The following is a 26,004-nucleotide window of genomic DNA, read 5'->3' on the forward strand; positions in this document are numbered from 1 at the left end:
AATCATATGATTGTTCAGTTTTAATTAATAAATTTAATCCTTTAATAATCTGTATCGACTATTTAGGACTAGACAAAATATTTTGGGCGTTACCCCAAAAAGGGGGTCAGACTTTCCGTTATATCTTTTTAAAACGTCATAGTGAGTCCGAGAGGACGTAACTATCTGTCAAATTCTAGTTGCTTCAAAAATTTATAGTTTCCCGCTTTTAAAAAGGACGCCACTGCAATCCTTAACGCAGAAAGCACGTTTCCATTTAAGCATTAGTCATAATTAATACGCTCACGTATCCCTCCACTGGCGCGATGGATAATCACATTGGCTTTCCGACGTTTAGCAATAGTTTTGGCTTTATTTATAGCGGTACTTTGCTTTCGGTGTTTAGAGCTAATACGTTTATTGCCCTCTCTACGCACAGCCCAACCATCTTCGTAAGGCACAACATGTTGGTGCCAGGTTCTAGATTTTTTATTGGCACTTTTAAAATAAGCGTCTATGAAGTCTTTTAAAACTTGAATCCAAGATGTTCTATTGCTTTTTGTCATAGGACATTAATTAAAAACTGAAAATGATGCTTTTTGGAGAAGTTCGTTTAACGGTCTCGTATAAGAATAGTTGCGGGTTTGCGAGCGAGGAATTTCCGCAGGAAATTCAGACGTAGCAAACCCGCAACTACCTTTGATTAAGCACTAAACCGCAATTATTTTTATACATTGTTAGGTGCAGTTTTTTATTTATTTTCAATTCCCTGATAATCTTTCCAGTTCTTTTAGTATGAAGTTGACCGTTTTGTCATTCTGTTCATTTGCGTTTAATTCCAAATCTATGAAAATATTATTATTTGATTTCGTAGTAATAAAGCATTTACACTCAATTTGACTTGCAAGTAAACTGAGAGAAAAAGGTGTTCCATAATAATTTAAAAATATACTTTTTTTAAGTTGATGAGATTGATAGTCTTCTCCAGAAGTGTAATCTATTTCAAGATTTTCTATTTCAGTCGAAGTTAGTAATTCGAACGTAGAATTCATTTTCAGAACATTTTTTAAAAATATGGGGTTTTCCTTATATTTTTCTTTTCGTTCCGATTCAATATTCTCAAACTTTTGCTCACGTTCAGTTCGATTTTTTTTGGCACTTGATTGTTCATAAATTATCCATCCAAGTACTAGAATGATTACAATTGCAATTCCAGCCATTTATTATTCAGGTTATTTTTGTTTCCGTAATTGTTTGGTCAAATTGCACCTAATGCAAAGATAAAGTTCCGTTCAAATGAACTTTATCGATTGTTAAACGAAGTTAGCTAATTTTTCTGATAAAGTCAAGCGTATGTCTATTAACAAAAAAAGCAATAACCTAAAATAAGATTATTGCTTTGTATTATGAGGTTTCTCCCGATAGCTACGGGATGCAGAAATTTAATTATTCAACATCACAGGCATTACAAGCATCGTTACTTGCTCTCCGTCATCCAAACCATCAACAGGTGTTAAAATACCTGCTCTGTTTGGCATACTCATTTCTAACTGTACATTATCTGCATTAAGGTTATTCAACATTTCTGTTAAAAAGCGCGAGTTAAACCCTATTTGCATATCATCACCTTGGTAATCACAGGTTAAACGCTCTTCAGCTTTGTTGCTGTAATCAATATCTTCAGCAGAAATGTTTAATTCGGCACCAGCAATTTTTAAGCGTATTTGGTGTGTGGTTTTATTAGAGAAAATACTAACACGACGCACAGAGTTTAAAAATTGATTTCTGTCTATTACTAATTTATTAGGATTCTCTTTTGGGATTACGGCTTCGTAGTTCGGGTATTTTCCGTCTATCAATCGACAAATCAACTCAGAGTTTTCAAAAGTAAATTTAGCATTACTATCGTTATATTCAATCGTTACATCATCCTCACTTGCAGCCAAAATACCTTTTAAAAGATTTAAAGGTTTTTTAGGCATGATAAATTCTGCAACCTGATTTGCGGTAACATCGGCACGGGTATATTTAACCAATTTGTGTGCATCTGTAGCTACAAAGGTTAAACCTTCTGTAGAAAACTGAAAAAACACACCACTCATTACAGGGCGTAAATCGTCATTCCCTGCAGCAAAAATAGTTTTGCTAATAGCAGTTGCTAAAACATCGCCAGTTACAACGGTTTTACTTGGGTCTTCAAGCGCAACAGCCTTTGGGAATTCTGCACCATCAGCATAAGCTAACGCATATTTACCGTGGTTAGAACTAATTTCAACGGTGTTGTTATCTTCAACAACAAAGGTTAAAGGTTGCTCAGGAAAGGTTTTTAAAGTATCTAATAACAATCGCGCAGGAATAGCTACGCTTCCTTGGCTATCGCTTTCAACGTCTAAAGTTGATGCCATAGTGGTTTCTAAATCACTGGCCGAAACGGTAAGTTTTGCGTAATCTAATTCAAATAAAAAATTATCTAAAATAGGTAAGGTGTTCGAGCTATTAATAACACCACCTAAAACCTGTAATTGTTTTAATAAATAAGTACTTGATACGATAAATTTCATGTAAATAACTGAGTTTAGTTTTCCAAAATCACTACTTACAAATATATTCCAAACCGTCGGTATTTGGAAACAAACTTATTAACATTTAAGAAGCGTATCTTTTCTTTCTAAAGTAGTTGAAAACAAAACCAAAAATACCAAGTAAAGCGAGTGGTAGTAAGATGTTTATTAGTTGCCATTTGGTTTTTTCTGACCCTATTTTTTGCTGATTTAAGAAGGCTACGGCAATTTCTTTAGATCGAATGTTTATAAGTCCGTTATCATCCAATAAATAATTAACGGCATTCAGTAAAAAATCTTTGTTGCCATAGGTTTGTCCGGTCCAACGGTCAAAACCAAGTTCTTTAGGTTTGTTTCTAGCAAAGTCGTTTTTTATGACATCGCCATCGGCAATCACAATCATTTTTGTGGGCACACTTTTATTGACGCTTTTTGATACATCGAATGGTTTTACTCGATTTTCGTAAACCGAAGTAAATTCGCCTTCTAAAAGTACTGCTAGTGTTTGGTTGCCTTTATTAAACGCTTGTGGGTTTTGCTCTTTGGTAACCAACTCTAAACTTACTTCGCGTGGTGTGCCTTCTAATTTGGTTAGTGGCGCTGTTTCTAAAAGAATGGTTTTTTTAAGGCTGTTTTTTAAGGTGTCTATTTGGTTGGCAAAATCAAAACGTACCAAATTCAAATTATTAACAATAGGATGCTTACTACTTGAACCAGCTAATGGCGAATACGGCCATTTTAAATGCTGAAATTGCGACTGGCTGCCTTCTCCCATGGCCAAAGTAATAGGCGCAGAGTACAGCGTGCTTACCATATACGGATTGATACGAACCCCATATTTAAAAAAGAAATCGGTTAAATTTAAATCTCTACTTACTGCATAATTTTTTCCTGAAGTATTGTATAAACTATCTTTTTCCATTGCTACCGCATCAATAAGCCACAGGCTTTTTCCTCCGTTCATGGTAAATTGGTCTAAGACTAGTTTTTCTGCTTCTGTAAAGGCTTCGGTAGGTTTTGCAGAAATGATTAAATCGAAATCTTGAATGGCTTTAAGTGTTTGTTGTGGATTTGTATCGACACTATCCAAGGTAAAAGGCGCTATGTAATAGTAGTCTTTAAGCGTTTTTGCGAAGTCTACTAAATATTTGTCTTCTAACTGCTTATTGCCTTTTAAAATGGCAATTTTAGCACGTTTAGGATTGGTGAGTTTGCTAAATCCATCTGCAAAGGCGTATTCTAAATGCTGCACCGAATTGCTAACCAATTCTTGTTGTGAGGCGCCAATTTTATTTTTTACTAGCGGAATGGTAACGGTTTGTGCATTATAACTTGCCAAGGCCCAAGGGAAAATAACCGCTTGTGACGATTTTCCGTTTTCTTGAACGCTGAGTTGCATAGGTGTTAATCCGCGTTGTGTGAGTTGTTGGATGTTGCGTTCGCGAGTCGCATCATCTTCCAACGGATTTATAAAATTGAAAACAATATTGTTATTTACTGCTGCAAACTCTTCTAGTAATTGTTTAGTTTCATTTTGAAGGCGTCTGAATTCCGAAGGGAAATCTTCTCCTTCTAAAAAAATATCAACTACTATAGGCGAATCAACGTCTTCAATAATATCAATTGCTGATGCGCTTAATGTATAACGACTATCTGAAGTTAAATCGAAACGCTTGTAAACTTTACTGCTAATAAAATTTATAGCAATTAAAGCAACTATAAGGATTACTATATGTTTTAAATACTTATTCAAAGGTCTTTTCTAATTGATAAGGTCTTACTGATGTCACCGTATTATTTATAAACTGTAGCTCTATACATTCTTGCATGTTATTAAATGCACCAGGTTTAAAGCCTAAATTGTAATTCCATTTTTGTTCTGAATTGGCTTTTAAATTCTCGTCCCATCCAAACCATTCTGGTTTTCCTAATTGGGTTTCAACTTCATCTTTATTTTTTCCAATCAATAGGCTATCAGTTAAAATTTGATTTGCCATTTCGTAACGCAATTGCGGTTTTTCTTCCCAAGCTTCAGCATCAAAATATTTTTTGTGATGGTAGCTGCTAAATATATTCAGCATCGGGTAAAACAAATAAAAATACACGATTGGTGTTAATACTAAACTTACTATAAATGTAAGCCATTTGCGCTTATCAATGGTGTTTATAAATAGCCAAACGACTATAAATATAACTACTAAAAAAACAATAAATAAAGGCGTTACAATCATTTATTTTGCTTTGTTAATATTTAGTTTGGTTAGCATTAAAAAGAATGCCGTAACACTTAAAAAATAGATGATATCTCGGGTGTCTAAAACACCACGACTCATACTTTTATAATGTGTGCTCATGCCTAATTGTTCTATAAAATTACTTGAGGTAAACTCCGCAACACCTTCAAAACCAATATAAAATACAAAGCAAATAAAAACCGCCGCTATAAACGCTACAATCTGATTATCTGATAATGTTGAAGCGAATATGCCTATAGCCGTATAAGCAGCAACTAAAAAGAGTAAGCCAAAATAAGAGCCCCAAGTGCTCCCCATATCTAGATTACCAACAGGGTTTCCTAATTGATAAATAGTGTATACGTATAGCAACGTTGGTACAAGCGCAATCAATATTAAAATAAGTGCACCAAAATATTTTCCTAAAACAATATTGAAATGGGAGATGGGTTTTGTTAATAATAACTCTAAAGTGCCTTGTTTTTTCTCATCTGAAAAACTACGCATCGTCACCGCAGGGATTAAGAAAATTAAAATCCAAGGTGCTAATAAAAAGAACGATGATAAATCTGCAAACCCATAATCTAAAATATTAAACTCGCCTTTAAATAGCCAAAGGAATAACCCGTTTAAAACTAAAAATATAGCAATAACCAGATACCCAATTGGTGATGCAAAAAATGAGTTTATTTCTTTTTTTAAAATTGCTAGCATTTATTTTGATTACTGGTTACTGGTTATTGGTTCTTTGTAACTGATTTATTTGTTTTTGATTTTCAAAATTTTTAACTATTAACTATTCAAGCCTTTCCAACTTATCAACACTCCAAGCCTCAGGCCTTATACTAAAAAGTGGTTTTACTTTACTCCAAACGCTTTTAAAAAGTTCAGATTCTCTATAATTTTCTAAAGCCTCATCAGATTTCCAATAACTGTAAGTAAAAAATATGCTAGTATCATTTTTATCTCTATATAATTCTAAAAATGTACAGCCTTCAAAAGCTCTAATTTTGGTTTTATTTTTTTCAAAATTTTGAAGAAATACTTCAATATTCTGTTGGTGAAACCCCATTTTAACAATTCTTATAAGCATACATTTTTTTGAAAATTAAAAATCCGCTGCTTTTATATTTGTAGGAACATCAATCCCTTTTGGTACTACCGGATTAGGAATAAAGTTAATACTAACAGCATCCATAAGTCTTAAGCCTAAAAGTGTAGATGCGCTTCCAACGGTGGCACTATTACTTTTATAAACCGCTATTTCTAAAAAATTACCAGAATTAAATACAACAAGCTTTCTGCCTTCATCATTTCGTTTGTTTTCTGGAATTTCAAAGTTAACAAAATCACTATATTTATTATAAATTTTCTTGAATGTATAATGCCTCGCCGAAATCTCGAAATTGCGCCCCTTCTGTATGGTTTCAAAAAAGCTGCGTTTAATATTAGTGACTACATTTCCATAATTATCAATATAAATAACGCTCCCAACAATTTGTGTTTTATCGTCATTAACATATGGAACAATGTTTTTAATTGGTCTTATTTCAGAAATGGGTTTCCCAATAACTTCTAAAGTGCCACCGCGGGCAATATGGCAGGCTACTTGAACAAAAACATCTAAAACAGGAAAACTACTCTGAATTTTATCATGTATATTAATTTCAACAATTTTTTCAGGAGCAATTTCAGAACAAATCATACTCATAATGCCATTATTGGCACAAATAAAGTAATGATCGTCTAGTTTAATGGCAATATGCTTGTTTTCCGGATTAATTTCAGAATCAATACCAATAATATGAATCGTTCCTTTTGGAAAACTATTATAGGCATTTTGGATTATGTAGGCTGCCTCAGGAATATTAAATGGCGAAACAGAATGGGAGATATCAACAATTTTAACATCGGGTAGCTCACTATAGATAGCGCCTTTTGTCGCGCCAGCAAAGTAATCTTTTTCACCAAAATCGGTTGTTAATGTTATAATTGCCATGGGCAAAATTGTTGATATGTTTTTAATGTTATCTCAACCAAATTTATGTATTTTTGAATTGAGAGATATGGTCTTACAAACCTACGTAAATTTTCGTTTTCGTTTTTACGTTTTAAATAAAAAAAACGGAGGTTCATGAAGTCTTATTTAGTAAAATAAAAATCACTGAATAAAACTAAGAAATCATATCTACATTATACTTGTAATATTTAAAATTAATAACACGCTTTTGAACGAAATTATTATCGAACTCGAAGAAATAACTCCAAAAGAATTTTTTGGAGCTCAAAATGCCAACATTGTACTTCTTAAAAAGTACTTCCCAAAATTAAAAATTGTAGCACGCGGAAACAAAATTAAAGCCTATGGTGATGAAGAATTGCTAGAGGAATTTGATAGACGTATTACCATGCTATTGAAACATTTTGCAAAGTATAATAAGTTAGACGAAAATGTAATTGAACGTGTTTTAACAAGCCAAAGTAGTGATGATTATACTACCTCTAAAGCAAGTGGGGAAACTATAGTACATGGTGTTGGTGGAAAATTGATAAAAGCGCAAACCGCAAACCAACGTAAAATGGTTGAGCTTATGCGTAAAAACGATATGGTTTTTGCCATTGGACCAGCAGGAACAGGAAAAACCTATACAGGTGTTGCATTGGCAGTTCAAGCACTTAAAAATAAAGAAGTAAAGCGTATTATTTTGACCCGTCCTGCAGTGGAAGCAGGAGAGAACCTTGGGTTTTTACCAGGCGACTTAAAAGAAAAATTAGACCCTTACATGCAACCACTTTATGATGCATTACGCGATATGATTGCGCCAGAAAAACTAGCCAGTTACATCGAAAAAGGCACCATTCAAATAGCACCATTGGCCTTTATGCGTGGGCGAACTTTGGATAATGCATTTGTAATTTTAGACGAAGGCCAGAATACTACACATGCACAAATGAAAATGTTTTTAACACGTATGGGTAAGCATGCTAAGTTTTTATTAACTGGCGATCCTGGGCAGATAGATTTACCGCGTCGTACTATTTCTGGTTTAAAAGAAGCCTTGTTAATTTTAAAAAATGTAGAAGGCGTAGGTATGATATTTTTAGACGATAAAGATGTTATTCGTCATAAACTCGTTAAGAAAGTAATTGCTGCATATAAAAATATAGAAAATACAGATTAATTTTTTTAGAAGCTAATTCCCGCTTTCGGCAGTCGCTTTTTTGTGTTGCATAGGTGCAACAACACAAAAAGAGCTTCAACAAAGCCTCAATCGGGGCTAGGGCATAGTACTAAAAAATAAAAATTATAACTAAAATATCACACTGAGCTTGTCGAAGTGTCTCTTAAACAAATCAACTCATAAACGAATAAACAGAATTAAAAATGAGTAACACCATAATCGATACCAATTTCAATTTTCCAGGACAAAAAAGTCTATATAAAGGAAAAGTAAGAGCCGTATATAATATAAAAGATGAAGAATTAGTCATGGTAGCCACCGATAGACTATCAGCGTTTGATGTTGTGATGCCAAAAGGAATTCCATACAAAGGGCAAATACTAAACCAAATAGCCACTAAAATGATGGCTGCAACTGAAGATTTAGTGCCGAATTGGCTAACCGCAACACCCGATCCAAATGTTGCTGTAGGGCATCTTTGTGAGCCGTTTAAAGTAGAAATGGTAATTCGTGGGTATATGTCAGGTCATGCAGCTCGGGAGTATAAAGCAGGCAAGCGTACACTTTGTGGCGTGTCTATGCTAGAAGGAATGAAAGAAAACGATGCGTTTCCACAGCCAATTATTACCCCAGCAACAAAAGCTGAAATGGGTGACCATGATGAGGATATTTCTCGTGAAGATATTTTAGCAAAGGGTATTGTTTCAGAAGAAGATTACATCATTCTTGAAGACTACACGCGCAAGTTATTTCAACGCGGTTCAGAAATAGCAGCGTCACGCGGACTTATTTTAGTAGATACCAAATATGAATTCGGTAAAACTAAAGATGGTAAGATTGTTTTAATTGATGAAATTCACACACCAGATTCTTCACGTTATTTTTATGCTGATGGGTATCAAGAACGTCAAGACAAAGGAGAAACTCAAAAGCAACTCTCTAAAGAGTTTGTGCGCCAGTGGCTAATAGCAAATGATTTTCAAGGTTTAGAAGGACAAACTGTACCATACATGAGTGATGAATATATAGAAACGGTTTCAGAACGCTACATAGAACTTTACGAAAACATTACTGGTGAAACGTTTATTAAGGCAGATGTATCCAATATTCAAGAGCGAATTGAGAAAAATGTTTTGGAGTATTTGAAGTAAGGTTTTTACAGAAGCTTTAACAAATCTAAAGGCTTCTCCAATATAAATTCTGCTCCACTTTCCAATAGTTCTTTTTTATGCCTAAACCCCCAGCTAACACCAATGGCTTTCATGTTGGCGTTTATAGCAGTTTGGATATCGGCATTGGTATCACCAACAAAAATGGTTTCCTCGGGATTCACGTTTAATTCTTTGCATATATGTAAAGCAACCTTTGGGTTTGGTTTTTTTAGAGCTTCTTCTTTTAAACCTAAAACAGGGCTTAAATATTCAGGCAATAAAGCTTTTGATACTTTTTTTGTTAAACTATCCACTTTATTGGAAAGCACACTAAGTTTTATTTCCTTTTTATTAAGGGTATCTAGAAGTTCCAGAATTCCATCATATGGCATGGTTTTATTTGTGCAGTTTTTACTGTAAACCTGCATCATGTTTAACAAACATTCATCTATTTCACTCTGTTTATGAGCCATATCTGGAAGCGCTTTTATGACCAAACTCTTAACTCCACTTCCAACAAATGTTTTATAAGTTTTGTAATCATAGATTGGGTAATTGCGTTCCGCAAGAACTACATTCATGGCATCAGCAATATCTGCTATTGAGTTTACTAATGTGCCATCTAAATCAAAAATAATTGCTTTATAAGTCATGTATATTTAAATCAACATTAATAATTCAAAGTTACCACTCTGTTATTTAAAGGTTGTTCATTTCTATAATTATTAATAGGCATATTATTTCTGAGCTTTAAAACTTCTTCAACCGATAAAACAATAGGCTCCTTAAATACAATCCAATTTACACCCTCGGTACAAGGAGGTGTGGTTAATGAACCACCGTAGGAGTAATAATGTTTGTCTTCTAAAAATAAGCTAGATAAATCTATTTTTTGATGAATGTCTTTTACTACGCCATTTTCTAATGGTAAAAAGCTTTCGAAAAATTCAAAGAGTTGGCTTTCTTCTCCTTCTTCTCCCATAAGGCCTAGAACGGTTATGTTTCCTGATTTGCTAAGGTGTACTAAGTGCATTTCTATAGGGTAAATAACACCATTTATTTTATGTTCTGATGGTTCGTGAAAATGGATTTGTTTTAAATAATAGGTTTCGTTTTTGTAATTTATGGAATCGCCAGCTTCAAAATCAAACTGAATAGAGTGTCCATTATTTTCAACTTCGCTTAAAAGTGTTGTTGGTGAATATTGAATTTTTAAATTTCCTTTTGTTTTTATAGAATCTGCATCTTTATTAATAATATTTATAGGAGATTGATGTTTTCCATCACAATCGGAATTCTTTTCGACTTCAACCCAGTGTTCTGGTGATGTTTCACCAGAATAACTCCAGTGATGTTCATTTTTAACTTCGGTTTTATGGGCCATTTTTGGTTTCTGTTTACATGACGCCACAACTAATATGATAGTTGAAAAAAGCAAACTAAGTTTCGTATTCATAATATGATAATTTGGTAAAAGTTACTGTTACAAAATTAATATTACAACATATTCAAAAGCTTACTTTTGTCATGTTTTGAAGATAAATAAGAAGATTTATTAACTATTTCGTTTTCGAGATTTACTAGCTTTAGCTAAAGGATTAAAAGCTAAGCATAAATCTATCCAATACGATAAATCACTTTCAGTATCAAAACCATCTGGAGTAACAAAAATATACCCTTTCATTGGGCGACCTGTAAAATCCATGGGTAAACATTCGGGTTTCTCAATTACTTTTAAATAAGAGTCTTCGCCTATTCGAGCCATTAGTAAACTGTCTCCAAATTTTTTATCGATATGTACACCACAAAGCATTTTATTGTCTACTTTAAAGCATAAACCACCCATCATTTTTAGCTCTGTAAAACCAACATATTTTTCTTGGAGTTGTTTACGGATTCTATCAGCTAAATATTCATCGTAAGCCATGGTATAAATGTTTTAGTTTATCTGTAGTTTTTCGTATTATATTATAAACGAAAGCATTAGTTTTAGCATAATGAAATGATATGAAACAAACCACACCCATAAAAAGTATAGCTCCAAATATGGCAGTAGATGGCTCTAAGGATTGATTTAGAAAGCGTTTTAATCCGTAACCTGTAAAACTTCCGTAGAGTAAAATAAAATGTATAACATAAATGGAAAGCGTTTTTTCACCAATTCGTGCAATAATAGATTGTTTTAAAAAGTTTTCGAAAGCATAAAATACTCCAAATAAGATAAGAACATTTCCTAAACGAGTGAATAGAAAATTATAATCGGCACTCAGTTTAAATAATTCAATATTTGTAAGATAGCTAAGTTTGGTAAGGAATAAAGAAGAAAAATAAATAAGAAATAAGCCAACAATAAAAAAGGTTATGATTGTTGAAATTTTGAATCGTCCTCGATGTAGATGTCTGAAAAAGACAGTAGAAATAAAGGCTCCAAAAGCTGAATATCCAAACCAAGGTAAAATAGTAAATACAGATCCATTAGAAATAGTAATGTAATTGGCTATAAATGTTGGTATAGTTTCTAAAGTTAGATTTCTGTAAAGTGGTTCTGTAACAAAACAAATACATCCTATGGAAAAAAGCACTAGTGAAAAAAAGTAACTGTATTTCTTAAATAAGACGTGTAATATAACTAAGAAAATTAATGATAAACCGATGCATTGCAACACATCTATTACAAAAAAGTATGGGTTAAAATATCCTGATAACCAACTTACTAAGTTAATTCGTAAACTATAGCCGATTCCTAGAAGAAGCAACCCTCTAAAAAGCCCTTTTTTAATTCTTGCCTTATCATTGCCTTTGGCATAAGCACGCAGTAGTAAGTAAGTGAAAACTAATCCAGATATAGTAAAAAAAGTTGGTGCTGTAATACCTCTAAAATAAGACCAGATATTGTATAAGGTGTTAGAATTATCTCTATAAGCAGGAGACAATAATGTGTCTATAAAATGACCTTGAAGCATCATTAAAATAGCAAATGCTCTAACAGCGTCAATAAAATATAGGCGATTAGATTGCACCATAAGTTAGTTTAGTATGCCTAAATATACTTTATAATTAATTGAAATATTTGTAAAGTGATATATTTATAAAATATAAAACCTTTTTATGGAGCAACTCATTAAAGATTTTTCAAATTATGCTTGGGGCTTACCCTTGGTAATTTTGTTAATAGGTGGCGGGCTGTATTTATTGGTTTTGTCTAGGTTTTTACCATTTCGATACTTAGGTCATGCGATTGATGTACTTAGAGGTAAATATGATGACCCCAATGACCCTGGACAAATCTCACACTTTAAAGCGTTAACCACAGCTCTGTCTTCTACAATTGGTATGGGTAATATTGCAGGTGTAGCAGTAGCTATTTCGGTAGGAGGACCAGGTGCTATGTTTTGGATGTGGATAAGTGCCATTGTTGGCATGTCTACTAAGTTTTTTACTTCAACTCTGGCAATTATGTTTAGAGGAAAGGATAGCGCTGGCGAGTTGCAAGGTGGCCCCATGTATTTTATCATGCAAGGTTTAGGAAAATCTTGGAAGCCTTTAGCTATTATGTTTAGTCTTTTTGGGATGGTTGGAGCGCTTCCTGTAGTAAATGTGAATCAATTAACACAGGCCATAAACGATATTATTTTAATCCCAAACGGTGTTGAGGTTGGTTTAAAATCGAATTTAATTATAGCATGTGTTTTAGTAGCTTTAACCTCAGTCATTATTCTTGGTGGTTTAAAGCGCATAAGTAATACAGCCTCTAAAATGGTGCCTTCCATGGTATTATTATATTTCGTTTTAGTACTATATATTCTAATTTCTAATTATGAAGTAGTACCGAAGTATTTTATGATGATTTTCACTGATGCGTTTTCAGCTGATTATTATGAAGGGGATGCGTTTATGGGTGGTGTTTTAGGTGCTTTAATTTTGTTGGGAATTCGCCGTGGAGCATTTTCAAACGAAGCAGGAATTGGTACTGCGCCTATGGCTCATGGTGCAGCAAAAACTAATGAACCCGTTCGTGAAGGCTTAGTCGCTATGTTAGGACCAGCAATAGACACTTTAATAGTTTGTACACTAACAGCATTAGCCATTTTAGTTACTGGAGTTTGGGAAACCACATCAGATAATGGTGTGAGTTTAACAGCCTCAGCTTTTAATCATGTTATGCCTGTTTATGGTAAATATATGCTGATGGTTTGTGTAGCTATTTTTAGTATTTCGTCGTTGTTTTCCTATGCTTATTATGGGTCTAAATGTTTGTCTTTTTTAATTGGTGCTGATAAAAAGCATTATTATAATTATATTTATATCTTGAGCATTATACTTGCAGCAACAACACCTTTTAGTGTGATATTAAATTTAATTGACGGTGTTTTTGCATTTATGGCTATTCCTACTATGCTAGCAACCATAATTCTTGCGCCAAAAGTGGTTAAAGAAATTAAGGCATACTTAGAAAGATTAAATATTACTTAATAGATTTATGAATTCCCTCCTTGAAGGATTGGAGGTAGATTGCGTTAAGGATAGTAGTGGATAGCCCACAGCCTGACGAAGGAAGTGCGAGGACTTGTAACGGATAGCCTGACCCTTTTTAGGGTAACGCCCAAAAAATAATTAGCACAGATTATGTAATGATAGAATTAAGAATAACTAAAAATATTAAAAGCTATTATCCATATTTTGGATAATATGATGCATATAAATTGTATCAAATTAATTTATTTTTAAAAAATAATATTACTAAACCAAGAAAAGATGATAGATAAAAAAAATGCAAAAGCCTATTGGAAAGAGAATATTAAATACCTAACATGGCTTTTAATAATATGGTTTATTGTGTCTTTTGGAGCGGGGATTTTATTTAAAGATGCCTTGAATTCTATAAAAATTGGAGGTTTTAAACTAGGTTTTTGGTTTGCACAACAAGGTTCTATGTATGTGTTTGCAATTCTAATCTTTGTATATGTTCGTTTAATGAATAAACTCGATAAAAAATACGGATATGATGCATAGTTTATTGGCGGAAGGCATGGGTGTGCAAAACTGGACGTACATTTTAGTAGGGATAACATTTACCTTGTATATAGGTATTGCGATATGGTCTAGAGCAGGCTCTACCAAAGAGTTTTATGTTGCTGGTGGCGGTGTATCACCATTAGCAAACGGAATGGCAACGGCTGCCGATTGGATGAGTGCCGCATCGTTTATTTCTATGGCTGGTATCATCTCTTTTGCAGGGTACGATGGTGCTGTATATTTAATGGGTTGGACAGGTGGATATGTGCTTTTAGCCTTACTTTTAGCTCCTTATTTAAGGAAGTTTGGGAAGTTTACAGTGCCCGATTTTATAGGCGATAGATATTACTCGAAAACGGCCAGAATTGTAGCTGTATTTTGTGCATTATTGGTTTCATTTACTTATGTGGCAGGACAAATGCGAGGTGTAGGTATTGTGTTTTCTCGTTTCTTAGAAGTTGATATTAATACAGGCGTAATTATAGGCATGCTTATCGTGTTGTTTTATGCTGTTTTAGGTGGTATGAAAGGCATTACATATACTCAAGTAGCACAGTATTGTGTGCTAATTTTCGCCTTTATGGTGCCAGCTATTTTTATATCTATTCAAATGACAGGAAATCCGATTCCGCAACTAGGTTTTGGTGGTGAATTAACCGATGGTTCTGGAACTTATTTATTAGATAAACTTGATGGTTTAAGCACTCAATTAGGTTTTTCTGAATATACTGAAGGGTCAAAATCTCTGATAGATGTTTTTGCAATAACACTAGCGCTTATGGTTGGTACAGCAGGTTTACCACATGTTATTGTTCGGTTTTTTACTGTAAAGCGTGTTAAAGATGCTCGTAAATCGGCAGGTATTGCCTTATTGCTAATTGTACTTTTATATTCAACCGCACCAGCCGTAGCCGTATTTGCCAGAACAAACATGATAGAAACGGTTTCCAATAAACCGTATGCTGGCGTTCCAGATTGGTTTACAAAATGGGAAACCACAGGTTTAATAAGCTTTACCGATAAAAATAACGACGGATTAATTAAATACGTAGCTAACAAAGAGCAAAACGAATTAATTGTGGACAGAGATATTATGGTACTCGCAAATCCAGAAATTGCAAACTTACCCGATTGGGTTATAGCCTTAGTTGCAGCTGGTGGATTAGCTGCAGCATTATCCACCGCAGCAGGGTTACTGTTAGTGATTTCAGCATCAGTATCTCATGATTTAATCAAGAAAATTATCAATCCAAAAATCTCTGAAAAAGGCGAATTAATTGCAGCACGTTTATCGGCAGTTGGAGCTGTTTGTGTTGCAGGCTACTTTGGTATTAACCCACCAGGTTTTGTTGCAGCAGTTGTGGCATTGGCGTTTGGACTAGCCGCCGCATCCTTTTTTCCAGCCATCATTTTGGGTATTTTTTATAAACGGATGAATAAAGAAGGTGCCATTGCTGGTATGGTGGCTGGTATTACAGCTATGCTTTTGTACATGATAAAATACAAGTTAGGATGGTTTGATGAAACGCTTCCTGATAAAAGTGAGTGGTGGTTTGGAATTTCGCCAGAAGGTTTCGGTAGTATTGCTATGCTTCTTAATTTTATAGTCTCAATAGTTATTATGAAATTTACACCAGCACCTCCAAAAGACGTTCAAGACATTGTTGAAAATATTAGAATTCCAATTGGAGTAGGTAAAGCTATAAAACATTAATTAATCAAAAAGATATTTTTCGTCGACAGATTTATGCTGTATGTTGAAAAAATATCAACAAGATTATATAATTTTATTACTTTACAAACCGCATAAGTTTATTTAAGAAGAAACATTTATAATGAGTAACTACCACATAAAACATTTAGAAGAATATTATCAAGTTTACAGAAAATCGGTAAGAGAGCCAGAACATTTTTGGGAAGAAATAGCCGAAGAACATTTTATGTGGCAACGAAAGTGGGATAATGTATTGAGTTGGGATTTCTCAAAACCCGAAGTTAAATGGTTTGAAGGTGCGCAACTCAATATTACTGAAAACTGTATTGATAGACATTTATCTACTAGAGGAAATAAAACAGCTATTCTTTTTGAACCAAACGACCCAAAAGAAGCAGCAGAACATATTACTTATAACCAATTACACGAAAGAGTTAATAGGTTCGCTAATGTTTTAAAAGACCAAGGCATCAAAAAAGGAGATAGAGTTTGTATTTATTTACCCATGATTCCAGAATTAGCAATATCAGTTTTGGCTTGTGCTAGGATAGGAGCTATTCATTCTGTGGTATTTGCAGGATTTTCTGCAACAGCATTATCTACAAGAATTAATGATTCGGATTGTAAAATGGTTATCACTAGCGATGGTTCTTATCGAGGTGCTAAAACCATAGATTTAAAAGGTATAGTGGATGAAGCTTTGGAAGACTGTTCTTGTGTAAAAACGGTTTTAGTAGCTAAACGCATTCACTCAGATATATACATGAAGGAAGGACGAGATAAATGGTTAAAACCTTTACTTGAGGAAGCTTCAACGGATTGTAAGGTAGAGGTTATGAATGCAGAAGACCCGCTTTTTATTTTATATACTTCAGGATCTACAGGTATGCCAAAAGGTATGGTGCATACTACGGCTGGTTATATGGTATATACGGCATATACGTTTAAAAACGTATTTCAGTATAAAGAAGACGATGTGTATTGGTGTACTGCAGATATTGGTTGGATAACAGGACATAGTTATATTGTTTACGGCCCGTTAGCAAACGGAGCAACTACAGTAATGTTTGAAGGTGTACCGAGTTATCCAGATTTTGGAAGGTTTTGGGAGATTGTAGAAAAACACAAAGTCAATCAATTTTACACCGCACCGACGGCTATTAGAGCTTTAGCAAAAGAAGGTTTAGAACTTGTTGAAAAGCACGATTTATCATCCTTAAAAGTATTAGGGTCAGTCGGCGAACCGATTAACGAAGAAGCGTGGCATTGGTACAATGATAACGTTGGAAAAAAGAAAAGCCCCATTGTAGATACGTGGTGGCAAACCGAAACGGGTGGTATTATGATTACGCCCATTCCGTTTGTAACTCCAACAAAACCAACATACGCTACGTTACCATTTATAGGCATTCAACCAGCATTAATGGATGAAAATGATAAAGAGTTAAAAGGCAATCAAGTAGAGGGTAGATTGTGTGTAAAATTCCCGTGGCCAAGTATGGCAAGAACCATTTGGGGTAACCATCAGCGCTATAAGGACACGTATTTTTCAGCCTTTGAAAACATGTATTTTACAGGAGATGGTGCTTTACGCGATGAGGTTGGTTATTACAGAATTACAGGTAGAGTAGATGATGTTATTATTGTTTCTGGTCATAATTTAGGAACCGCTCCAATTGAAGATGCTGTAAACGAGCATCCTGCTGTAGCAGAATCTGCTATTGTAGGATTCCCTCATGATGTAAAAGGAAATGCGCTTTATGGTTATGTCATTCTAAAGGATACCGGTGAAAGTAGAAACCACGATAATTTACGTAAAGAAATTAATCAAATTATTACCGAACATATTGGGCCAATAGCAAAACTCGATAAAATTCAATTTACTTCAGGATTACCAAAAACACGTTCTGGGAAAATTATGCGTCGTATCTTACGAAAGATAGCTCATAAGGATACTTCAAATTTAGGCGATACCAGTACACTTTTAAACCCAGAGGTAGTAAATGATATTATGGATAATGTCCTTTAACTACTAAAAACATGAAGAAAGTTATTTTTGTACTTTTTGCAATCCTATGTATTTGTATAGGCGTATATCCATTAATTTACTTTTTAATTGACCGAACTTTTGGATTACTAAATTCTAAGAGCGATGTGTTATTAAATGATATCTTTTGGAACATTGGATTTTACTCACACATTCTATTTGGTGGCTTAGCCTTATTAATTGGTTGGATGCAGTTTAGTAAAAAACTTAGATTAAAAAGTATAAAACTACACAGGAATATAGGTAAAATATATGTTGTCTCAGTTTTAATTAGTGGATTAGCAAGTATTTACATTGCAATTTTTGCAACAGGAGGTTTAATTTCTGTAATAGGTTTTTTGTGTTTAGGTTTAATTTGGACAATTACTACAATATTAGCTTACACATCAATTAGAAAAGCTGATGTTAACAAGCATCAAAAATTCATGATTTTAAGTTATGCCGCTTGTTTTGCAGCGGTAACGTTACGTATTTGGTTACCTCTTTTAACTATAGCTCTTCAAGATTTTATATCGGCTTACAGAATTGTTGCTTGGTTGTGCTGGGTTCCAAATATTATTGTTGCTATTTTTATTACAAGAAAATTAGGTTTAAATGCTTCTTAAATAAGTTTAAAGTCTAAAAGTAATTCGCCTTCAACAAAAGCTTGTAAATGGTCGCCTTTTATGTTTTCTCCGGCTCCAGTTGCAGGCGTTCCTGTAAAGATTAAATCACCAGGTTGTAAAGTCATATATTGAGAAACATAAGTAATAATTTCAGCGAAGTTGTAAATCATATTACTGGTATTTCCGTTTTGGACTTCTTTATCGTTAATCTTTAAACTAAAGTTAATATCATTAATGTTAGTAAAATTGGAAACTGGTTTAAACCCATTAACTGGTGACGCACCATCAAAACCTTTTGCCAGTGCCCAAGGTCCTTTGTTTTCTCTGCTAGCACCCAAAACATCTTTTGCAGTGTAATCTATACCTACACCAATTTCGCTAATGTAGGATGCTGCTTCGGTTTCAGAAATATCTTTACCTGTTTTACCAATTTTTGCAACTAATTCAACCTCATATATCAGTTGATTTGTAATCTTCGGAAAAACAATATCCTTATTATCAGTTACCAAAGTACTTTCAGCCTTTATAAATATAAGTTGACTTCCCGTTTTAAGTGCTGCAATCTCACTTTTGTTATTCACGTAATTCTTACCAATACCAATAATTTTCATCCTTTTAATTTGTTTAATTATATGTCAAAAGTAAGCAATACATAGAATTTTACAACTTGTTTTAAATGATAATTGTTGGAAAGTTTAACAAAAAAGTTTTAAAGAAACACTTACCTTTCATATTTGAAAAATGACTCATGAAACACCTAAAGGAAACACAAAATAATAAAGAAAAAACCAAACCAAAAGTAACTATGGCGCAAGCCTTTAAAACCATAATTTGGCCACGCAGAAATTTGGTGTTTATTGGTTTAATATTAATAGTTATTCGCAGTTTAGCAGGATTGGTATTGCCTTGGCAAAGTAAAGTATTGTTGGATGAGGTTGTGCCAAGCAAAGATATATCTCAAATTTACACACTAATTACTATTGTTATAACGGCAATTACAATACAAGCTATAACATCATTTGCATTAACACGAATTTTAAGTGTACAAGCACAATATTTAATTAGTGAATTAAGAGCCCAAGTTCAGAAAAAAGTATTGTCGTTGCCCATTAGTTTTTTCGATAATACAAAATCTGGTGCCTTAGTATCAAGAATAATGAGTGATGTTGAAGGTGTTCGAAACTTAATAGGAACAGGATTAGTGCAGTTGGTAGGAGGCTCATTTACAGCAGTGGTGTCATTAATTATCTTAATAAAACTAAACCCATGGATGACACTTTTCGTTTTTATTCCACTATCAATATTTGGTTATATAGCTTTAAGAGCTTTTAAATATATTCGTCCTATTTTTAGAAAACGAGGCAAGATAAATGCAGAAGTAAAAGGCAGATTAACCGAAACTTTAGCAGGTGTTCGCGTTATAAAAGCTTTTAATGCGGAAGAACAAGAAAATAAGATTTTTGAAAAAGGGGTAGATAAGCTATTTCAAAATGTAAAAAAGAGTTTAACAGCAACAGCATTAATGACGAGCTCATCAACCTTTTTAATAGGTGTTGCCACTACAGGTATTATGGGTATTGGTGGTTACTATATGATTCAAGAACAAATGACGACGGGAGATTTTCTATTCTTCACTTTAGTGCTTGGTTTTATGATAGCGCCTATTGTGCAAATGAGTAACATAGGTAGTCAACTTACAGAAGCTTTAGCTGGTTTAGATAGAACAGAAGAACTCATGAATAGCGCAGCTGAAGAGGATGATGAAAAAAGAACCATACATCTAAAGAGCTTCAAGGGTGATATAAGTTTTAATAATGTCTCTTTTGCTTACGAAGAAGGTAAAGATGTACTTCATAATATAAGTTTTAATGCGCCAGCGGGTTCAGTTACAGCTTTAGTTGGGAGTTCTGGTTCAGGTAAATCTACTATTGCTGGTTTATCGGCAACATTTTTAAATCCGAAATCTGGTAAAGTAACTATAGATAATCAGGATTTATCAAAAGTAAAATTGAATAGTTATCGGCAGTATTTGGGTGTGGTGTTACAAGACGAGTTTTTATTTGAAGGAACTATTAGAGAAAATATTCTATTTCCAAGACCTAATGCTACTGAAGATGAGTTGCAAAATGCCGTTAAAGCAGCTTATGTTGATGAATTTACAGATAGATTTGATGATGGTTTAGAAACGCTAATTGGAGAACGTGGTGTAAAACTTTCTGGAGGCCAACGACAACGATTAGCAATTGCGCGTGCTATTTTAGCGAATCCTAAAATTATAATTTTAGATGAAGCCACTTCAAATTTAGATACCGAAAGTGAAGCCTTAATTCAAAAAAGTTTAAATGAATTAGTGAAAGATAGAACCACTATTGTTATTGCGCATAGGTTGAGTACCATTAGAAAAGCAGACCAAATATTAGTGATTGAAACCGGTAAAATTGTTGAACGCGGCACACACGATGAGTTAATTGCTTTAAAAGGAAGGTATTACGATTTATACACTTATCAAGCAAAAATTTAATAATCATAATTATGAAAGTATCAGATTTAAAGGCATCAGAATATAATAACTATTACCAAACATATATTAGCAAAGTTTCGAATACAGCATCTTTAGTTGAAAGTTATAAAGAAGCACAAAATCAAGTTACAAGTTTTTTTAAAGCGATTCCAGAAAACAAATTAGAGTTTAAATACGCGCCTGGTAAATGGACTATAAAAGAAGTGTTTCAGCACATTATTGATACTGAACGTGTTTTTATGTACAGATGCTTTAGAATTGCAAGGCATGATAAAACACCTTTGTCTGGCTTTGAACAAGATGATTACATAGTGCCTTCAAAATCAAATTTTAAGACCATGGATATGCTTGTGGAGGAATATGAAGCTGTTCGTCAAAGTTCAATCGTATTCCTTAAAAGCTTAAACCCCGAGGATTTAAAATTTATAGGAAACGCCAGTGGAAGTAATGTATCGGCAAGGGCAGCAGCTTTTATAATTTTAGGTCATGAAATTCATCATATAGACGTTATAAAAAACAAATACCTTTAAAGATTGATTATGCGCTAGCAACAATAGTTTTTTTCCTCATTAAAATAAAAACTAAAAGCGATAATATTCCAAAAATAGAGAAACCAATAAAAAGTGGTAGCACCGACGTATTAACAAATTCGCCAATATAATTCGCAATAGGTACTGCCATAACTGTAGATATAAAGCCATTAATCGCGGCGCCTATTCCTGCAATATGCCCTAGAGGTTCCATCGCTAAAGCACGTAAATTTCCAAATAGAAAACCAACAGCAAAAAACTGCAATGCAAAAAAACTAAGTAACACAAAAATACTTGGATTGTTACCGCCCCAAAACAACAAGATATAAAAAACGGAGACAATTACATATGCAATACATGCTGTGAAAGCTATTTTGTGCATTCCATATTTAATAACTAACCTGCTATTTAAATAAGTAGCCACACCTACAGAAATTGCTAAACTTGCAAATATATATGGAAATAGCTCTGCAAGATTATATTGTACTTGAAATATTTGTTGCGAAGTGCTTAAATACACCATAAAAGAGCCCGTAATAAAACCAGAAACAAAGGTGAATGCTATGGCTTGTTTATGCTTAAAAAACTCTTTAGTTCCATCTATAAACAAATGTGATGAAAATTTAATTCGGTTTTTAACAAGTAAGGTTTCTGGTTGCCTTTTCCAGAACCAAATCATAATTGAAACACCAAAAATTAAGTTGAAATAGAAAATAGATTTCCAATCAAAAAAACTTAAAATGAGTTGTCCTAAAGTTGGTGCAATTACTGGTACTAATATAAAGAACATAACAACTATCGAAATTATTTTTGCCATGTAATTTCCACTGTAAGAATCGCGTATCATAGACAAAGCAATACTTCTTGGTGATGATAAACCAACACCTTGCAGTATTCTGCCAATTATCATAATCTCAAAACTTTTAGTCGTAACACAAATTATACTGGCTATTATAAAAACAATAAAGCCTATGTAAACCATGGGTTTTCTCCCAAAGCTATCAGATAATGGACCGAATAATAGTTGACCAAACCCTAAACCAAGAAAAATCATGGTTATAAGTAATTGGTTATTAACAGGATTTGTAACACCAAGTGTTGAACTTATTTCTGGCAATGCAGGTAACAAAGCATCAATAGATAATGCAACAATAGACATTAAAGATGCCATTAAAGCAACAAATTCTAATTTAAATTCTTGGGGGTTTTTCATAACGCCAAAAGTAGGAGAATTTTAATTCTTTTTTTACCAATACAAATCTTATAACGCTATATTAATATTGGTAAATATGATTGAATAGTTTTGATTAAAAATTGATTATATCTTCTAATTAAAGAAAATGGAATTCTAATTTCTTTTAAACAGTTTTTGGTAGGACTATTTAATGCTATATTTGTTTTCTTTAATAAGAGATTTCGAAATATGCCGTTTAAAAAACTCATTTTACCTTTAAAAGAAGTACTTAAGAATAGAGGTTTTAATGAGCCATTAAATTTTCAAAAATTAATTTTATCGAGGATTAAAGGAGGTGTGAGTATGTTTTGTGTAGCTCCCAAAGGGTCTGGTAAAACAACAAGTATAGTGCTTAGTGTTATTCAAAAGTTAAAGGGAAAGGCTTTTGAAGATGCACCTAGAGCTTTAATATTTGTAAAGGATAAACAAGCTGCCTTAGATTTAGAATTAGAGTTTTACGCATATGTAAGAAGAACAGATTTACGGATTTATTGTGCCTATGATGAAAAAAACATTGATAATCAGCGAAATGAAATTTATGATGGTGTAGATATTGTTATAGCAACTCCTAAACGCTTAAATAAACTCTATTATCTTAATGGGATAAATTTGAACAAGTTGCAACTATTTATTGTTGAAGATGCTGAATTATTGTTTGCAAACAATAATTTATCTGAAATAGCTAGAACACCAGAAAGTATTGGAAGGTGTCAGTATTTGGTGTTTTCAACAAAGTTTGATGATCGATTTAAGCGCTGGCAAGAATCATTTATGTCCAATGCCCTAATTGTTAAATCAAAATAAGTTTTAATGAAGCAAAAAATTATAATTTCATTTTTTATTACTTCATTTTTCATGATTAGTTCAATTGTTGGACATGCCCAATTAAAAAAGGAAAATTTCAGATTGGGTTTTGCATACGGAGTGGGTTCTCAAAATAAATATCCATTTAATGCAAAAGATTATACACACGAGGTTAATTTTTATAAAATTCTAATAAACTATAGATTTAAAGAAAAACGAAAGTGGGCTTTTGAAATTAATTTAGAGACTAGTTATAACGTTGTTGAGCATCAATTACTAAACAAATGGTATGTAAAGGAAGAGGATGCAGATAATTATTTAGAGTTACGGGATTTATATACTCAAAAAAGAACGATTAAAGAATACGTATTAAACTGTGGTTTAATAGCTAGATATAAAATTTACAATAATATTAGTGCATATGCTATTGGAAGTTTGGGGGTAATGACAGCAGATAAAGGAACAGAGCGACTAGCCAAAGGCTTTGCGTTTTCAGATATTTTTGGTTTGGGACTATCTTATGAAATTAATAAGGTGCAATTGGGTTTTCGTTATTCTGTTAGGCATACTTCTAATCTAGAATTAAAACAGCCTAATGGAGGTCATAATACTACAAATACTGAGTTTTCTGTTCTGTATAAACTTTAGCTTAAATTTTTAATTTGTAATAATTTTAAACATTTACAAATATTTATCTACTTTTACCAAGCTATTAATTAATTTATTAGAGTAAAACCAATGCCGAAATTTAATTTCTCTCTAAAAGCATTAAGTTTATACCTATGTTTTTCTTTTTTTGGTTTGTTTGTTTACAGTCAAACAGATAATGATTATTATAAGTTTGTAGATTCTGCAGATATACATATAGATATCAGTTCGGAAAAAGCATTATCTTTTCTTCAAGCTATTCCAAAACCAATTGAAAACTATATATCAGGTAGAGTTGCAGAGTATTATGCACTAAAAGCGCTTGTGCATGATGATTTTAAAGAATATACTAAATATCATCAATGCGCTATTTTAGCAATTAGATATGCTGAAAAGGAAGATGATTTTTGTATTGCAGGTGAGGCTAGTATAGGCCTTTATTCCAATTTATATTTTATTGGCAATTATGATGCGGCAAGTAAATATTTAAAAAAGGCTAAGGAGTATTATAAAAAGTGTGATAATGAATATGGGCTTATTGAGGTAAAACAAGTTGAAGCCTATGCTAAATTTCTCGACGGTGATTATAATGCATGTAACGATTTTTTGTTAAGTGAATTAGAAAACTATAAAGGCATAAAAGATGATGCTTATTATTACATGTTTGCACTGTATATGCTTACTTCAAATTATATTTACCTAGATGATTTAAAAAACGCAAATAAATATTTTGGAGATTTTAAAAAATTAAAAACAAACTCGACTGTAACTAAATTTAATTATTTTTCTTTTGAGGGAGCTATTCGAACTTGTTATGCAGATGTGTTTTTAAAACAACAACAAGTAGATTCTACTCGTTTTCATTTAAAAAAATCTTCAAAGTTAGTTAGTTACATGTCCGAAGATGCTTTAAGGGATTACTATAGATTATTTGCTGATGTCTATAAATACGAAGGCAATATAGAAAAAACAGAAATTTATATTGATTCTTTAGTATTACTGCAAAATAAACTACATAGCAATACTATTGAAGCTAGTTTTGGAGTTAACGAATTGTTAATTAAAGCTGAAAATGAGTTGATTACACAAAATAAAAAGAAGACTTTTTATAATTTTTTTATTGGTTTTATCGTTATTATTTTATTAATGCTTAGCTTGTTATTTTTGTTTAGCTATAAAAAGCAAAAAGTTAAATTAGTTACTCATAGTCGTGAAAAAGATACTAGTTTTTTTTATTTAAAAACTAATAATGAACAGCTTGCAACAAAAGTCTATGGTTTAGAAGGGTATATTAAAGATTTAAAGAAAGAGGTAAAGGAAATATCTAGAACAGAATGTGTGGATATACAAAAGGTTAAAATTAAAAATTTGTATAAAAATCTACATATTAATTCATCAACATTACTTTATAAAAGTGAAAATCATTTAGATTTAGTAAATGAACTTAATATTGATTTTTTTACACAAATTGAGGAAAAATACCCACAGCTAAATAAGTCAGAAATCATTATTTGCTATTATTTATTTATGGGATTTACAAATAAAGAAATAGCCGTATTTTTAAATGCTACAGTTAGGTCTGTAGAGAGTAAAAGGTATAGAATATCAAAAAAAATAAATCTTGTAAATAAGGATATTCAACTTCTTGATTTTTTGCAGGCATCATTTTCTAGTGCCTTAAGTAGAACTATAGTTTAATATAAATTTCTGATTATTAGAACATATATAAAAATACTAATTGTTTTAATACTTTGCATTTCATTTCAGTTATGTAAGGG

General features: G+C 32.8%; 26 protein-coding genes. 12 read left to right on the forward strand and 14 right to left on the reverse strand.

Annotated elements, in window-relative coordinates; translation table 11 throughout:
* Window positions 1-263: 263 nt before the first annotated feature.
* The 8 genes from Q0870_RS06195 to Q0870_RS06230 all read right to left on the reverse strand — a co-directional run bounded on the left by Q0870_RS06195 (window position 264) and on the right by Q0870_RS06230 (window position 6,773).
* On the reverse strand, window positions 264-545 hold the full coding sequence (locus Q0870_RS06195) for a DUF2188 domain-containing protein (protein ID WP_298553450.1): 282 nt from the start codon (window positions 543-545) through the stop codon (window positions 264-266).
* Window positions 546-740: 195 nt separating this feature from the next.
* Entirely contained in the window at window positions 741-1,199 is a 459-nt protein-coding gene (locus Q0870_RS06200; RefSeq protein ID WP_298553451.1) for a hypothetical protein, read from the reverse strand.
* A 222-nt stretch (window positions 1,200-1,421) separates the two neighbouring features.
* Complete coding sequence (dnaN, locus tag Q0870_RS06205; RefSeq protein ID WP_298553452.1) at window positions 1,422-2,540, reverse strand: DNA polymerase III subunit beta; 1,119 nt, start codon at window positions 2,538-2,540, stop codon at window positions 1,422-1,424.
* A gap of 85 nt (window positions 2,541-2,625) precedes the next feature.
* On the reverse strand, window positions 2,626-4,293 hold the full coding sequence (gldG, locus tag Q0870_RS06210) for a gliding motility-associated ABC transporter substrate-binding protein GldG (protein ID WP_298553453.1): 1,668 nt from the start codon (window positions 4,291-4,293) through the stop codon (window positions 2,626-2,628).
* Window positions 4,286-4,771 carry a hypothetical protein gene (locus Q0870_RS06215; protein WP_298553454.1) on the reverse strand — a complete coding sequence of 162 codons (486 nt, stop codon included), beginning with the start codon at window positions 4,769-4,771 and terminating at the stop codon, window positions 4,286-4,288. Before Q0870_RS06215 ends, gldG begins: the two co-directional genes overlap by 8 nt.
* On the reverse strand, window positions 4,772-5,488 hold the full coding sequence (gldF, locus tag Q0870_RS06220) for a gliding motility-associated ABC transporter permease subunit GldF (RefSeq protein WP_298553455.1): 717 nt from the start codon (window positions 5,486-5,488) through the stop codon (window positions 4,772-4,774).
* An 82-nt stretch (window positions 5,489-5,570) separates the two neighbouring features.
* Entirely contained in the window at window positions 5,571-5,867 is a 297-nt protein-coding gene (locus Q0870_RS06225) for an antibiotic biosynthesis monooxygenase (protein WP_298553456.1), read from the reverse strand.
* A 15-nt stretch (window positions 5,868-5,882) separates the two neighbouring features.
* Window positions 5,883-6,773 carry an SAM-dependent chlorinase/fluorinase gene (locus Q0870_RS06230; RefSeq protein ID WP_298553457.1) on the reverse strand — a complete coding sequence of 297 codons (891 nt, stop codon included), beginning with the start codon at window positions 6,771-6,773 and terminating at the stop codon, window positions 5,883-5,885.
* A 229-nt stretch (window positions 6,774-7,002) separates the two neighbouring features.
* On the opposite strand from Q0870_RS06230, the gene Q0870_RS06235 reads away from it, so the two are divergent.
* Window positions 7,003-7,956: a PhoH family protein gene (locus Q0870_RS06235; RefSeq protein ID WP_298553458.1), complete on the forward strand. Its 954-nt coding sequence runs from the start codon at window positions 7,003-7,005 to the stop codon at window positions 7,954-7,956.
* Window positions 7,957-8,159: 203 nt separating this feature from the next.
* Complete coding sequence (locus Q0870_RS06240; RefSeq protein WP_298553459.1) at window positions 8,160-9,107, forward strand: phosphoribosylaminoimidazolesuccinocarboxamide synthase; 948 nt, start codon at window positions 8,160-8,162, stop codon at window positions 9,105-9,107.
* Window positions 9,108-9,112: 5 nt separating this feature from the next.
* Here Q0870_RS06240 and Q0870_RS06245 read toward each other — a convergent pair whose 3' ends face one another.
* The 4 genes from Q0870_RS06245 to Q0870_RS06260 form a co-directional block, all read right to left on the reverse strand.
* A complete protein-coding gene (locus tag Q0870_RS06245; RefSeq protein ID WP_298553460.1) occupies window positions 9,113-9,760 on the reverse strand; it encodes an HAD family hydrolase in 648 nt (215 codons plus the stop codon).
* Between the two features lie 17 nt (window positions 9,761-9,777).
* Entirely contained in the window at window positions 9,778-10,563 is a 786-nt protein-coding gene (locus Q0870_RS06250) for a carbonic anhydrase family protein (protein WP_298553461.1), read from the reverse strand.
* Window positions 10,564-10,662: 99 nt separating this feature from the next.
* Window positions 10,663-11,034 carry a TfoX/Sxy family protein gene (locus tag Q0870_RS06255; protein ID WP_298553462.1) on the reverse strand — a complete coding sequence of 124 codons (372 nt, stop codon included), beginning with the start codon at window positions 11,032-11,034 and terminating at the stop codon, window positions 10,663-10,665.
* Window positions 11,021-12,130 (reverse strand): heparan-alpha-glucosaminide N-acetyltransferase domain-containing protein, encoded by a 1,110-nt coding sequence (locus Q0870_RS06260; RefSeq protein ID WP_298553463.1) that lies wholly within the window; start codon window positions 12,128-12,130, stop codon window positions 11,021-11,023. Before Q0870_RS06260 ends, Q0870_RS06255 begins: the two co-directional genes overlap by 14 nt.
* Window positions 12,131-12,215: 85 nt before the next feature.
* On the opposite strand from Q0870_RS06260, the gene Q0870_RS06265 reads away from it, so the two are divergent.
* The 5 genes from Q0870_RS06265 (at window position 12,216) to Q0870_RS06285 (ending at window position 18,489) form a co-directional block, all read left to right on the forward strand.
* Window positions 12,216-13,580 carry an alanine/glycine:cation symporter family protein gene (locus Q0870_RS06265; protein WP_298553464.1) on the forward strand — a complete coding sequence of 455 codons (1,365 nt, stop codon included), beginning with the start codon at window positions 12,216-12,218 and terminating at the stop codon, window positions 13,578-13,580.
* Between the two features lie 282 nt (window positions 13,581-13,862).
* Window positions 13,863-14,120, forward strand: coding sequence for a DUF4212 domain-containing protein (locus Q0870_RS06270; RefSeq protein WP_298553465.1), 258 nt, complete (start codon window positions 13,863-13,865; stop codon window positions 14,118-14,120).
* A gap of 16 nt (window positions 14,121-14,136) precedes the next feature.
* Window positions 14,137-15,837 carry a sodium:solute symporter family protein gene (locus tag Q0870_RS06275; protein ID WP_298553970.1) on the forward strand — a complete coding sequence of 567 codons (1,701 nt, stop codon included), beginning with the start codon at window positions 14,137-14,139 and terminating at the stop codon, window positions 15,835-15,837.
* Between the two features lie 121 nt (window positions 15,838-15,958).
* Entirely contained in the window at window positions 15,959-17,866 is a 1,908-nt protein-coding gene (gene acs / locus Q0870_RS06280) for an acetate--CoA ligase (protein ID WP_298553467.1), read from the forward strand.
* Between the two features lie 11 nt (window positions 17,867-17,877).
* Complete coding sequence (locus Q0870_RS06285) at window positions 17,878-18,489, forward strand: DUF2306 domain-containing protein (protein WP_298553469.1); 612 nt, start codon at window positions 17,878-17,880, stop codon at window positions 18,487-18,489.
* On the opposite strand, the gene Q0870_RS06290 is transcribed toward Q0870_RS06285, so the two are convergent.
* On the reverse strand, window positions 18,486-19,100 hold the full coding sequence (locus tag Q0870_RS06290; protein ID WP_298553470.1) for a fumarylacetoacetate hydrolase family protein: 615 nt from the start codon (window positions 19,098-19,100) through the stop codon (window positions 18,486-18,488). The two genes, Q0870_RS06285 and Q0870_RS06290, sit on opposite strands and share 4 nt — an antisense overlap.
* 137 nt (window positions 19,101-19,237) lie before the next feature.
* Here Q0870_RS06290 and Q0870_RS06295 point away from each other — a divergent pair, with 137 nt between their 5' ends.
* Window positions 19,238-21,010, forward strand: coding sequence for an ABC transporter ATP-binding protein (locus tag Q0870_RS06295; protein ID WP_298553471.1), 1,773 nt, complete (start codon window positions 19,238-19,240; stop codon window positions 21,008-21,010).
* An 11-nt stretch (window positions 21,011-21,021) separates the two neighbouring features.
* Complete coding sequence (locus tag Q0870_RS06300; protein WP_298553472.1) at window positions 21,022-21,540, forward strand: DinB family protein; 519 nt, start codon at window positions 21,022-21,024, stop codon at window positions 21,538-21,540.
* Between the two features lie 7 nt (window positions 21,541-21,547).
* Here Q0870_RS06300 and Q0870_RS06305 read toward each other — a convergent pair whose 3' ends face one another.
* Complete coding sequence (locus tag Q0870_RS06305; protein ID WP_298553473.1) at window positions 21,548-22,753, reverse strand: multidrug effflux MFS transporter; 1,206 nt, start codon at window positions 22,751-22,753, stop codon at window positions 21,548-21,550.
* 210 nt (window positions 22,754-22,963) lie between these two features.
* Here Q0870_RS06305 and Q0870_RS06310 point away from each other — a divergent pair, with 210 nt between their 5' ends.
* From Q0870_RS06310 to Q0870_RS06320, 3 genes are all read left to right on the forward strand, one after another.
* Window positions 22,964-23,578 carry a DEAD/DEAH box helicase gene (locus Q0870_RS06310; RefSeq protein WP_298553474.1) on the forward strand — a complete coding sequence of 205 codons (615 nt, stop codon included), beginning with the start codon at window positions 22,964-22,966 and terminating at the stop codon, window positions 23,576-23,578.
* A 6-nt stretch (window positions 23,579-23,584) separates the two neighbouring features.
* The gene (locus tag Q0870_RS06315; protein WP_298553475.1) at window positions 23,585-24,226 is read left to right on the forward strand and encodes an acyloxyacyl hydrolase; all 642 of its coding nucleotides are present in this window, start codon (window positions 23,585-23,587) and stop codon (window positions 24,224-24,226) included.
* 90 nt (window positions 24,227-24,316) lie between these two features.
* On the forward strand, window positions 24,317-25,924 hold the full coding sequence (locus Q0870_RS06320) for a hypothetical protein (protein ID WP_298553476.1): 1,608 nt from the start codon (window positions 24,317-24,319) through the stop codon (window positions 25,922-25,924).
* The last annotated feature ends 80 nt before the right edge of the window (window positions 25,925-26,004 follow it).

Source organism: uncultured Algibacter sp., from assembly GCF_947487575.1.
In the GTDB taxonomy this organism is placed as follows: Bacteria; Bacteroidota; Bacteroidia; order Flavobacteriales; family Flavobacteriaceae; genus Algibacter_B.

Bases quoted from the DNA above. Each gene is read 5' to 3' on its own strand.
- Q0870_RS06195 (WP_298553450.1), bottom strand. From the start codon at position 545: ATGACAAAAAGCAATAGAACATCTTGGATTCAAGTTTTAAAAGACTTC.
- Q0870_RS06300 (WP_298553472.1), top strand. From the start codon at position 21,022: ATGAAAGTATCAGATTTAAAGGCATCAGAATATAATAACTATTACCAA.
- Q0870_RS06215 (WP_298553454.1), bottom strand. From the start codon at position 4,771: ATGATTGTAACGCCTTTATTTATTGTTTTTTTAGTAGTTATATTTATA.
- Q0870_RS06315 (WP_298553475.1), top strand. From the start codon at position 23,585: ATGAAGCAAAAAATTATAATTTCATTTTTTATTACTTCATTTTTCATG.
- Q0870_RS06200 (WP_298553451.1), bottom strand. From the start codon at position 1,199: ATGGCTGGAATTGCAATTGTAATCATTCTAGTACTTGGATGGATAATT.
- Q0870_RS06270 (WP_298553465.1), top strand. From the start codon at position 13,863: ATGATAGATAAAAAAAATGCAAAAGCCTATTGGAAAGAGAATATTAAA.
- Q0870_RS06275 (WP_298553970.1), top strand. From the start codon at position 14,137: ATGGGTGTGCAAAACTGGACGTACATTTTAGTAGGGATAACATTTACC.
- acs (WP_298553467.1), top strand. From the start codon at position 15,959: ATGAGTAACTACCACATAAAACATTTAGAAGAATATTATCAAGTTTAC.
- Q0870_RS06245 (WP_298553460.1), bottom strand. From the start codon at position 9,760: ATGACTTATAAAGCAATTATTTTTGATTTAGATGGCACATTAGTAAAC.
- Q0870_RS06265 (WP_298553464.1), top strand. From the start codon at position 12,216: ATGGAGCAACTCATTAAAGATTTTTCAAATTATGCTTGGGGCTTACCC.
- dnaN (WP_298553452.1), bottom strand. From the start codon at position 2,540: ATGAAATTTATCGTATCAAGTACTTATTTATTAAAACAATTACAGGTT.
- Q0870_RS06255 (WP_298553462.1), bottom strand. From the start codon at position 11,034: ATGGCTTACGATGAATATTTAGCTGATAGAATCCGTAAACAACTCCAA.
- Q0870_RS06285 (WP_298553469.1), top strand. From the start codon at position 17,878: ATGAAGAAAGTTATTTTTGTACTTTTTGCAATCCTATGTATTTGTATA.
- Q0870_RS06225 (WP_298553456.1), bottom strand. From the start codon at position 5,867: ATGCTTATAAGAATTGTTAAAATGGGGTTTCACCAACAGAATATTGAA.
- Q0870_RS06295 (WP_298553471.1), top strand. From the start codon at position 19,238: ATGAAACACCTAAAGGAAACACAAAATAATAAAGAAAAAACCAAACCA.
- Q0870_RS06290 (WP_298553470.1), bottom strand. From the start codon at position 19,100: ATGAAAATTATTGGTATTGGTAAGAATTACGTGAATAACAAAAGTGAG.
- Q0870_RS06230 (WP_298553457.1), bottom strand. From the start codon at position 6,773: ATGGCAATTATAACATTAACAACCGATTTTGGTGAAAAAGATTACTTT.
- Q0870_RS06240 (WP_298553459.1), top strand. From the start codon at position 8,160: ATGAGTAACACCATAATCGATACCAATTTCAATTTTCCAGGACAAAAA.
- Q0870_RS06305 (WP_298553473.1), bottom strand. From the start codon at position 22,753: ATGAAAAACCCCCAAGAATTTAAATTAGAATTTGTTGCTTTAATGGCA.
- Q0870_RS06320 (WP_298553476.1), top strand. From the start codon at position 24,317: ATGCCGAAATTTAATTTCTCTCTAAAAGCATTAAGTTTATACCTATGT.
- Q0870_RS06250 (WP_298553461.1), bottom strand. From the start codon at position 10,563: ATGAATACGAAACTTAGTTTGCTTTTTTCAACTATCATATTAGTTGTG.
- Q0870_RS06310 (WP_298553474.1), top strand. From the start codon at position 22,964: ATGCCGTTTAAAAAACTCATTTTACCTTTAAAAGAAGTACTTAAGAAT.
- gldF (WP_298553455.1), bottom strand. From the start codon at position 5,488: ATGCTAGCAATTTTAAAAAAAGAAATAAACTCATTTTTTGCATCACCA.
- Q0870_RS06260 (WP_298553463.1), bottom strand. From the start codon at position 12,130: ATGGTGCAATCTAATCGCCTATATTTTATTGACGCTGTTAGAGCATTT.